A 1,468-nucleotide genomic window follows, 5' to 3' on the forward strand; every position below is an offset into this window, starting at 1 on the left:
CTGCGGGCCCTGCGCGCCCCCACCCGCCCGCTCCCCCGCGGGGACGGCGACGACGGCGTGCTCGCGCGCCGCCCCGGCGCCGGCGACGCCCCCGACGTGACGTACCGCCGCTCCGGCGACGACAACGTCCTCGTGGAGTACGGCCCGATGGTCCTCGACCTCGGCCTGCGCGCCCGGGTGCACGCCCTGTCCGAGCGCCTCGCCGCGCAGGGCCTGCCGGGCATCGTGGACGTCACCCCCGGCATCCGCTCCCTGCAGGTCCACGTCGACCCCGACGTCCTGGACCCGCGCCGGCTGCTGGGCGCGCTGCAGGAGGTGGAGGACGCCCTGCCCGCGGTGAGCGACCTGGAGGTGCCCAGCCGGCACGTCCGCCTGCCGCTGTCCTGGGACGACCCCGCCACCCGCGAGGCCATCGCCCGATACATGGCCGGCGTCCGCGACGACGCCCCCTGGTGCCCGTGGAACATCGAGTTCCTCCGCCGCGCCAACGGCCTGGCCTCCGTCGACGACGTGCACCGCACCGTCTTCGACGCGGAGTACCTCGTGCTGGGCCTGGGCGACGTCTACCTCGGCGCGCCGGTGGCGACCCCGCTGGACCCGCGGCACCGGTTGCGCAGCACCAAGTACAACCCGGCCCGCACCTGGACCCCGGAGAACGCCGTCGGCCTCGGCGGGGCGTACCTGTGCATCTACGGCATGGAGGGCCCCGGCGGATACCAGTTCGTCGGCCGCACCACCCAGGTGTGGACCCGCTACCCCAAGGGCCACCAGCCCACCCAGCCGTGGCACCTGCGCTTCTTCGACCGGATCTCCTGGTACCCCGTGAGCCCCGAGGAGCTGCTGGACCTGCGCGCCGACGTCGCCGCCGGCCGCGGGCGCGCCGACGTGACCGAGGGGGTGTTCCGGCTCGGGGAGTACCAGGAGTTCCTCCGGGCCAACGCCGCCTCCATCGCGGCGTTCCAGCAGCACGCCGACGCCGCCTTCGAGGTGGAGCGCGCCGCGTGGGAGGCCGCGGGGGAGTTCGACCCGAGGCCGGAACCGGAGCAGCCCGCGGCGGAGGACGCCTACGACCTGCCCGACGGCGCGGTGCTGCTGGAGGCGCCGTTCACCTCCAGCGTGTGGCGCGTCGACGTCCGCCCCGGGGACCGCATCGGCGCGGGCACCCCGCTGCTGGCCCTGGAGGCGATGAAGATGGAGACCGTCCTGTCGGCGCACGCCGAGGTGGAGGTGCACGAGGTGCTCGTCACCCCCGGACGCCAGGTCGGCCCCGGAACGCCGCTGATGGTGCTGCGGGAGGTGGTCGCGTGAGCGCCGTCGCGACGGGCACCGCCGTCGAGCGGGTCGAGCGGGCCTACGACGCGCTGGCCGCCGCGGACCGGCCCGAGGTGTGGATCGGGCTGCGCGAGCGCGCCGACGGGCTGTCCGGTCTCTACACCGGCAACGACGCCCGGGCGCGCATCGTGCTGCG

At 75.8% G+C, this 1,468-nt stretch carries 1 protein-coding gene; it reads left to right on the forward strand.

The features are described 5' to 3' along the window. The coding region (locus tag ABEB16_RS17965; protein ID WP_345713587.1) for a carboxyltransferase domain-containing protein at positions 1-1,308 on the forward strand (1,308 nt) is incomplete at its 5' end. Positions 1,309-1,468: the final 160 nt, after the last annotated feature.

Origin of the sequence: Kineococcus glutinatus (genome assembly GCF_039542765.1) — a bacterium.
Taxonomy (GTDB): Bacteria; Actinomycetota; Actinomycetes; order Actinomycetales; family Kineococcaceae; genus Kineococcus_A; species Kineococcus_A glutinatus.